Origin of the sequence: Pseudomonas sp. NPDC096917 (assembly GCF_044762555.1) — a bacterium.
Lineage (GTDB): Bacteria > Pseudomonadota > Gammaproteobacteria > Pseudomonadales > Pseudomonadaceae > Aquipseudomonas.
Map to the genome: position 1 here is coordinate 63,266 of NZ_JBIWEO010000023.1, position 8,510 is coordinate 71,775.

At 59.5% G+C, this 8,510-nt stretch carries 5 protein-coding genes; 1 reads left to right on the forward strand and 4 read right to left on the reverse strand.

The features are described from left to right. Positions 1-150 precede the first annotated feature (150 nt). From ACIQYF_RS21390 to ACIQYF_RS21405, 4 genes are all read right to left on the reverse strand, one after another. Complete coding sequence (locus tag ACIQYF_RS21390; protein WP_402865791.1) at positions 151-1,581, reverse strand: efflux transporter outer membrane subunit; 1,431 nt, start codon at positions 1,579-1,581, stop codon at positions 151-153. After that, positions 1,578-2,609, reverse strand: coding sequence for an HlyD family secretion protein (locus ACIQYF_RS21395; RefSeq protein WP_402865807.1), 1,032 nt, complete (start codon positions 2,607-2,609; stop codon positions 1,578-1,580). The genes ACIQYF_RS21390 and ACIQYF_RS21395 overlap by 4 nt, the downstream gene beginning before the upstream one ends. A gap of 29 nt (positions 2,610-2,638) precedes the next feature. Beyond that, positions 2,639-4,186: an MFS transporter gene (locus tag ACIQYF_RS21400; RefSeq protein ID WP_402865793.1), complete on the reverse strand. Its 1,548-nt coding sequence runs from the start codon at positions 4,184-4,186 to the stop codon at positions 2,639-2,641. A gap of 155 nt (positions 4,187-4,341) precedes the next feature. Continuing rightward, the gene (locus tag ACIQYF_RS21405) at positions 4,342-5,250 is read right to left on the reverse strand and encodes a LysR family transcriptional regulator (RefSeq protein WP_402865795.1); all 909 of its coding nucleotides are present in this window, start codon (positions 5,248-5,250) and stop codon (positions 4,342-4,344) included. Between the two features lie 449 nt (positions 5,251-5,699). On the opposite strand from ACIQYF_RS21405, the gene ACIQYF_RS21410 reads away from it, so the two are divergent. Beyond that, entirely contained in the window at positions 5,700-8,480 is a 2,781-nt protein-coding gene (locus ACIQYF_RS21410; RefSeq protein ID WP_402865797.1) for a type VI secretion system tip protein VgrG, read from the forward strand. The last annotated feature ends 30 nt before the right edge of the window (positions 8,481-8,510 follow it).

Genomic DNA, 8,510 nt, shown 5'->3' on the forward strand with positions numbered 1-8,510 from the left:
GACACGCCTATCCTGGCGTTTATTGTCGAGGCGGCGAGCATAACAAATCTGAACTTTTGGACACGCCACAAATGCACTCCCGTGGGCGCTGGCGCAGGCTGCGATCTATTGCCGTTAAATATCAGCAGCTCGCGATAGGATCTGGACGTATCAGCCCTGCCAGCCACCCCCCAACGCGCCATACAAACCGACCAACGACAACGATACTTGCGCCGTGCTGTCGACCAGCGCGGCCTGGTTGGCCAGCAGCGCGTTTTGCACGGTCAGTACGTTGAGGAAATCCACGGTGCCCTGCGCGTATTGCTGATGAACGCTGTCCAGCGCCCGCTGGTTGTGCTCCACCGCCTGTTGCAGGCTGTCGCGGCGGCGTTGACTGGCCTGGTACGCCACCAGCGCGTCATCCACTTCATGCCACGCGCGCAAGACGGTTTTCTGATAGCCAATCCCGGCTTCCTGTTGACGGCCTTCCTGCAATTGCAACGCGCCTTGCAAACGCCCACCTTCGAACAGCGGCACGCTCACCCCCGGACCAAAGGCGAAGCTGCGCGAGCCCCAACTGCCCACATCCGACAGTTGCAGCGCCTGGAAACCCAAATTGCCGGACAAGGTAATCCGTGGATAAAAGTCCGCCTCGGCAATCCCGATCGACGCCGTTGCGGCATGCAAGCGGGCTTGCGCCAGTCGAATATCCGGGCGTCGCTGTGCCAGCTCGCTCGGCAAGCCAATCGGCACTGTCGCGGTATACGCCGGCACAGCTGCGGGTGCGCTCAATTGTTGTTGCAAGGCCCTGGGTTCGCGGGCCAATAGCAAACTGAGGGCATTGATCAATTGCGCACTGTGCTGTTGCAACGGCGCCAGGCGCGCTTGAATTTCTGCAACCTGAGCCGCCGCTTCCGAGACTTCCAGGTCGGTGGCCACACCTTCTTCAAGCTGCAATCGAGTCAGCTCAAGGCTGCGCCGGGCGATGTGCAGGTTCTGCTCGATCACAGCCAAACCCTGCTGGGTGCTGCGCAGTTCGATGTAGTCTTGAGCGGTTTGCACAATCACCAGCAGTTGCACAGCATGACGATCTTCTTCGGCCATGTGCACAGAAGCATCTGCCACTTCCACAGAGCGTTTGACCCGCCCCCACAGGTCCGCTTCCCAACTGATACCGAGCCCGCCGCTCCACAGGTTAAACGCCTGCTTGCCGCTGTTGCCAGACGGGTCATTCAAGCCACGCTGACTGTTGCGACTCCGGCTGTAGCCCACAGAGCCATCGACCGCTGGCAACTCCTCGGCCGCCACTTGACGGCGCATAGCGCGGCTTTGCTCCAGTCGGCTGGCCGCCAGTTGCAGATCAAAATTTCGGGTTTGGGCTTCGCGCACCAACGCGGATAACTGCGCATCGGCAAAGCTGTCCCACCAGCGTACGTCGACTGCCGACTCGCGGGTTCCACTGTGCCCGGCTTCGCTTGGCGTGGACGCCCAACGACTGGCCAATGGGTTATCAGGGACCTGAAAATCCGGGCCCATCACGCAACCGCTCAAGCTCAAAACACTGAAACAGGCCACCGCGCTGGCCATACATGTACTGTTCATCGTGCGCTGACCTGTTGCCCAGAGGTGTCTGTGGTATCGACACAAGCCTCTACCGACATGCCCAAGCGCAATTGCTGGGTCAACGGCTGGTCAGCGTCCAGGGTGATTTTGACCGGGATACGCTGCACCACTTTGGTGAAGTTACCCGTCGCGTTATCCGGCGCGATGGCAGAAAACGTCACCCCCGTGGCGGGCGCAATACTGTCAACGGTGCCATGCAGGCTTTCGCCGGGAAAGGTATCGACCTTAACCGTGACCCGCTGCCCAGGACTCATGCGCGTCAGTTGGTGCTCAAGAAAGTTGGCCATCACGTAAGCCTTGGCCAGAGGCACCACGGCCAACAGCGTATCACCCGGCTTGACGTAAGCCCCTTGGCGCAGGCTCCGACGACCCACTACGCCATCAAACGGCGCCACGAGTTGGGTGTACGACAAATCCAGCTCGGCCCGGGCCAGCAAGGCTTGGGCATGTTGCACGCTGGCCTGGGCGGCCGTGCTTTCGGCAGCCAGCACGCGGGTTTGCTGGCGAGCGGCTTCGAGTGCCGCTCTGTGCTGCGCCAATTGCGCCCGCGCGGTCTGCGAGCGGTTCTTGGCCTGCTGCGAGTTTTGCAACGTACCTGCCCCCTGCCCCGCCAAATGCTCGTAGCGCTGCAACTCGTGCCCGGCAAACTCCACTTGCGCCAAGTCGGCGTCGACCGTGGCCTTGGCCTGTTCAATCAACGAGCGCTGACGCTCAAGCATCGCCTGTGCATTCACCTGTTGCGCTTGTGCCGTGGCCACACTGGCCTGCGCTGCTTGCACACTGGCCAGATAATCTTGCGGGTCAATCCGCGCCAGCAACTGCCCGGCCTTGACCGGCTGGTTGTCTTGCACCAGCACCTCGTCGATAAAACCTGCGACTTTAGGGGCGATCAAGGTGAAATCAGCACTCACAAAAGCATCATTGGTGCTTTGCTGTGCACTGCTGGCGAAGACCAAGTGCCAAAGCCCGTACAGCACCGCCAGTGCCAACACGCCCGAACTCGCCATCAATAAAGGCTTGCGCCCGTTTGTTGTACTCACTGCACTGCTCCAACAGGTGTTCCCGGCGGATAAATCCGCGTTGGGCCAAAAGGAATGATTACGATCAATAAAAGCGCCAGACCGGCCATGCACAGGTACAAGTCTGACGAGGTCAGCACCATTGCCTGCTGGTGTACCCGGTGCGCCAAGTCCGCGCCAGTGCTGACCAGCGGCGAGTTGCCAATGCGATCAACCAGCGTCATGGAGTGCATGTGCTCGCGATTGACCGTCAGCACTTGCAACACGCTGCCCGCCGCCACCGCTGAAAAGCCTTTAACGGTGTTGAACCACGCAGAGGCAAATGGCCCATCGACCGGGTTCAAACTGCCTGTGGCTAACATCAGCAGCGGGATAACCGCCATCGGCTGGGCGATGATTTGAATCGCCTGCAAAGCGTAAAAATTCTCGCGGCTCCACACCGACGTCACCTGCGAGCCCATCACACAGGCCAGTGCCAGCAGCCCCAAACCAATGGCCAACACCCAGCGGCAATCGACCCAGCGCAAGTTGCACAGTGCGACCACCAACGGCAACGCAACCCATTGCGGCACAGCCACCATCAACATCACCGGCGCGGTCTCAAGCGGGCGATAGCCCTGAATCTCGGCCAGGTAGCTGGATGGAATCTTGATCGCCGCCAGCAGCACAAACAGCACCCCGGCCAAGGTCAGCAACGCGTGAGAAAGGTTGCGAATTTTCAGTAACTGCAACTTGAAGAACGGCAACGGGTGCGACCATTCATTGATAAAAAACAGCACCAGCAAGGCCAGCCCGCCGACGATAAAAATCCGGATCATTTCGGACTCAAACCAGTTCAGCCGCTGGCCCAGCTCAAGGCCCAGCACCAGCATCAACAGACCGGGCAAGCCGAGCAGCAGCCCGCGCCAGTCGAACTGCTTGAAGCGCTCAAGACGCAAAGGGTCTTGCGGCAAGCCCCAGGCTACGCAGGCCATAGCCAGCAGGCTCAGCGGGATGACCTGCCAAAACGCCCATTGCCAGCCGGCATACTCCACCCACCACGCCGACAACGGCGTGCCAAAGCTGGGGCCAAAAGTGGCGGTGAGCGCGTAGCTGCCCAACCCATACAAGCGGATGTTGGGTGGCAAAAAACGCAGGGCAACCGACATCAGCATCGGCGGCAACGCGCCCCCGGCAAATCCCTGCAGGGTACGCAGCAGCATCAATACAGACACGTTCGGCGCTAAAGGACAGAGGATGCCCAGCAGCACAAATGCGCCAATCGCGCACAGCGTGAAGCGACGCAACGAGAACGTCACTGCACACCACGGCGCAAACGCCATGGCACTGATTGATGTGGCGGAATACACCGCCAGCAGCCACGTACTTTCGTCATAACCGATGCCCATCGCGCCGCGAATATCAGGCATCGCCACCTTGGTCACGTTCTCGTTAAAACCCGCCACCAGCACTGCCAGCAGCACCCCCAACAGGCCGGTAAAAATCCGCACGCCAAATGCCGTGCTGACGCCTGGCGCCGCGACCGGCGTCGCAACGCCCACCGAACCTGCGGCCAGCGACGTCACACCCCGGCTCCCGTCAACCCCTCACGCCCACACTTAAAACGCCGATACATGGCCAACTCCGTCTTCTAACTAGATGACAAAAAGTTTAACCACGCACCAATGCTATAAAAATTGATAAATAGCTAACTGTGGAGTGCGTCAAACGCAATCCACAATCAGGCGACGGTGTTATCGCAGAAGGTTTTGAGGGTGCGGCGCAACCAGCGGTGCGCGTGGTCATTGTCCAGACGCGGGTGCCAGGCCTGGGTAATTTCAACCGGCTGCAACGTGATCGGCAACACGAACGCGCGCAACCTGAGGCCCATGGGCTCCAGCGTCTTGAGCAATAACTGCGGCATCAGAGGCAAGATTAAATCAGCGTTGGCCAAAGCAAAGATGGCGGAATAGAAGGTAGGTGTTGTGAACGAAACTCGACGCTCAAGCCCAATTTCAGCCAGTTGCGTGTCAATCGGCCCGCGAGCACGACCCCGTCGCGACACGCTGATATGGTCATAACTTACAAAACGTTGCGCAGTGATGGGTTGATCAAAAATCGGATGGCCTTCACGAGCCAGCCCCACAAAGGGACACGTAAACAACTTTTGGACTTTAATGTCGGCCCCCGCGGGCCTGGTCGCACCAATCGCCAGGTCAATCCGGCCCTCACTCAGCGCCGCATCATCGGTATAGCCTTCGGGCACGACCCGCAGCGAGGCCTTGGGCATTTCCAAGGCCATCTGCTGGCGTAAAGCCCCGCCATAGACGCCGAAGAACACATCATTGGCGCGAATGCTGAACGTGCGATCCAGCGAACGCAAATCACTGTCCTGACTTTGCGTGAACACCCCGTGCGCTAGCTCAACCACTCCCCGCACCTGCTCGCGCAACTCCAGAGCCCTGGGGGTCGGTACCAGTCCGCGGCCTGAACGCACGAGGATCGGGTCATTCAGCACGTCGCGAATGCGGGTCAAGGTGCGACTCATGGCCGGAGCGCTCAAGTTCATGCGTCGGGCAGCGCCCGCCACTGAGCCCTCTTCGAGCAAGATGTTCAAGGCAACCAACAGATTCAAGTCAGGTATATGCATGGGCGAAAGGTTAGCGTTTAACGCCGCAAGTGGCTAGGCACGGCTGACGCACCGGCTTTGCAGTCATGCACCATTGTTGCGCATCAGGTAAAACTGTATCGCGCGTGCTTAGCTAGCTAACTAAACTTCTTGCAGGTAAATTGCACCCCGTCAGGCAGATGCCTGACGCTCTCTTTGGTTGAGATTTTTGGCCATTACCGGATCCCCATGATGGTAATGGCCTTTTTTATGTCTGGCGTCTTGAAAGGCCTGCAGCGCCGCTAAATCTTAACAATCAGACAGCAACCTAGAATTTAACGTAAGAAGATATACCGCACAAAACAGTCTGAAATCCCCGCCCCGCGTAGGCTGATTCTGATTTGATCCCCTCCCGCCGCTAGCCTGTTGTAAGCCCGACGTTCCACTCGCACCATGCGCCGATTCACGGTGTAACGATTGGAATTGGACACATGCTGGACGCAAACGCCGCGCATATCGCCTTGCTGATCGAAGGCGTAACCACTGACCTTCAGGTACTCAGCTTTACTGGCCGTGAAGCGCTCAACACGCCCTTTTGTTTTGAACTCGAACTGGTCAGCGAGCGCGCCAATCTCCCCCTCGAAACCCTGCTGCACAAAGCCGCTTTACTGACGTTCGGCGGGATGGGCACCGGCAAGATTCACGGCCAGGTGTACACCATCGCCCAAGGCGAATCCGGCCATCGGCTGACTCACTATCACCTCTCGCTACGCCCACGGATTGCCTGGCTGGCACATCGGGTCAATCAGCGCATTTTCCAGCAGATGACGGTGCAACAGATCATTGCTCAGGTGCTGGAAGAGCACGGCATTTTGGCTGATGCGTACCAGTTCAATCTGGATGGGGTGTACGCGCCCCGCACTTACTGCACGCAGTACGACGAAACGGATCTGCATTTCATCCAGCGTCTGGCCGAAGAAGACGGCTTGAGTTTTCACTTTGAGCACAGCGAGCAAGGCCATCTGCTGGTGTTTGGTGATGGCCAGCGGGTGTTCAAACAACTGGCGCCGCTGGCCTACCGGCCAGACTCGGGCATGGTGCCTGAAAGGCCGGTGGTCAGCCGCTTTGGCGCACGTTTGGAAACTCGCACCACGCGAGTGTCACGCCGTGATTACAACTACACCAAGCCGTTGTTCAAGCTCGAAGGTGACGCCAAAAGCATCAGCGTGGGCCCCGATCTTGAGGATTACGATTACCCCGGACGTTTTGAGGATGGCGCACGTGGTCGACGTCTGGCCACGCAAGCATTGGAGCGCCATCGCCGTGATTACCGGCTGGCCAAAGGTAAAAGCGATCAGCCGTTACTGCTCAGTGGTCATTTTCTACCGCTGACCGACCATGGCAATGAGGCCTGGAATGACCTGTGGCTATTAACGGACATCACCCATGAAGGGCGTCAGCCTCAGGTATTGGAACAGTTCGCCAGCCATAGCGCAGAAGCCGCTGCAGACGGTTTTCGTCAGGGTTATCGCAATCATTTTCAGGCAACGCCCTGGGACGTGATCTACCGGCCGGCGCTCGACCATCCAAAACCTAAGGTGCTGGGCAGCCAAAGCGCAGTGGTTACCGGCCCTGCCGGGGAAGAAATTTACGTCGATGCGCTGGGCCGAATCAAAATTCAGTTTCATTGGGACCGTGAGGGTCAGTCAGACGCCCACACCAGTTGCTGGGTGCGGGTGGCCTCCAATTGGGCCGGGCAAAACTTTGGGGCAATTTCCCTGCCGCGTGTTGGCATGGAAGTGCTGGTCAACTATTTGGAGGGTGACCCTGATCAGCCGCTAGTCACCAGTTGCCTGTTTCATTCCGTGCATATGCCGCCGTACAAACTGCCCGACTTCAAGACCGTGGCCACGCTCAAAAGCAAGGAATACAAGGGCAGTCGTGGCAACGAGTTGCGCATTGACGACACCACCAGCGAAATCAGTATTGCTCTGCGCAGTGACCATGCGGCCAGTGCGCTGAACCTTGGTTATTTGACCCACCCACGGCCTGCGGGCGGTCAAGCACGTGGCGAAGGGTTTGAGCTGCGCACCGACCGCCAAGGTGCGTTGCGCGCAGCAGGGGGGCTGCTGCTGACCACCGAGCCGCGCCTAAACGAAAGCAAACACCACAAGGATTTGCCCGAAACCGCCGAGCGTCTGGCCACGGCCAGCGACCAGCAAGACGGTTTTTCCATTCAGGCCCGCGAGGTGCAGGCGCAGGAAGCGGGTGACCAGGATGAAGTGGCCAGAGCGCTGCAACGTCAGCAGCAAGGCATTTTGGGCAGTGGCCCAAACCTGACAGGCAGCCAGCATCCGGAATTTTCCGAGCCGCACCTGGTCATCGCCAGCCCGGCCGGTATCGCGCTGACCACTGCGAACTCGACCCATATCGCCAGTGGTGAACACCTGGCCCTGAGCAGCACCGGGCATACCAGTCTGGCCATCGGTAAGCGTCTGCTGGCCAGTGCCAGTCGAGGCATGCGCCTGTTTGTGCAGCACTTGGGGTGGCGGTTGGTGGCCGCGTCGGGCGACATCGATATCCGTGCGCTGAAAGACAGCATCAATATGCTGGCCAAGCTCAACATCACCGCCAGCGCCGACCGCATCACCCTCACCGCCAAAACCGAGTTGGTGATTCAGGGCGGTGGCAGTGCGACCACCTACAACGCGGGCGGCATCACTCACACCACCAGCGGCCCGTACACGGCGCATGCCGCCGACTTTGTGTACACCGCAGCCAAAAGCAGCGCGACAGCCTTCCCCGAAGCGGCGAAGCCCACTGAGGGCAACCTCGAACTGCTCAACCAGTACGCCAACCTTCAGGGCTTCAAGGCGGGGGCTTTTGAGGTGGTTGATGCGCTGGGCACGCACCACACCGGGGTGTTGGACACCCGTGGCTTTGCGAGTGTGTCGGGAACAGCCCCCGGCCCGGCACGGGTGATGTTCGGGGTGGACCCGGCCGACACCTGGAGCGAGGCCAGCGTTATCGCCAAGACTGAATGGCCCCGCGAGCCAGCGTCCTTCCACCCCATCGCACACGCTCAGAACCTGACGAATTCGACCCTGGCGCTGGCCAAAAGTCGCGACGGATTGATGAGGATCGGCCGCGACCAGGCGCACACGGGCCGTGCTGCTGCGCCCTCGGCTTTATCACTGCGCGATGCCTTGCAAACAGGCTCCTTACCAACCTTGCTTGCCCCCTCTTGCGTTCTCAATAAGTTGATCCCATGACCGACCAGACCGCCCAGCCACGCGAGCCTC

Excerpts from the sequence above, each read along its gene's own strand:
- ACIQYF_RS21390 (WP_402865791.1), bottom strand. The coding sequence starts at position 1,581 with ATGAACAGTACATGTATGGCCAGCGCGGTGGCCTGTTTCAGTGTTTTG.
- ACIQYF_RS21395 (WP_402865807.1), bottom strand. The coding sequence starts at position 2,609 with ATGGCGAGTTCGGGCGTGTTGGCACTGGCGGTGCTGTACGGGCTTTGG.
- ACIQYF_RS21405 (WP_402865795.1), bottom strand. The coding sequence starts at position 5,250 with ATGCATATACCTGACTTGAATCTGTTGGTTGCCTTGAACATCTTGCTC.
- ACIQYF_RS21410 (WP_402865797.1), top strand. The coding sequence starts at position 5,700 with ATGCTGGACGCAAACGCCGCGCATATCGCCTTGCTGATCGAAGGCGTA.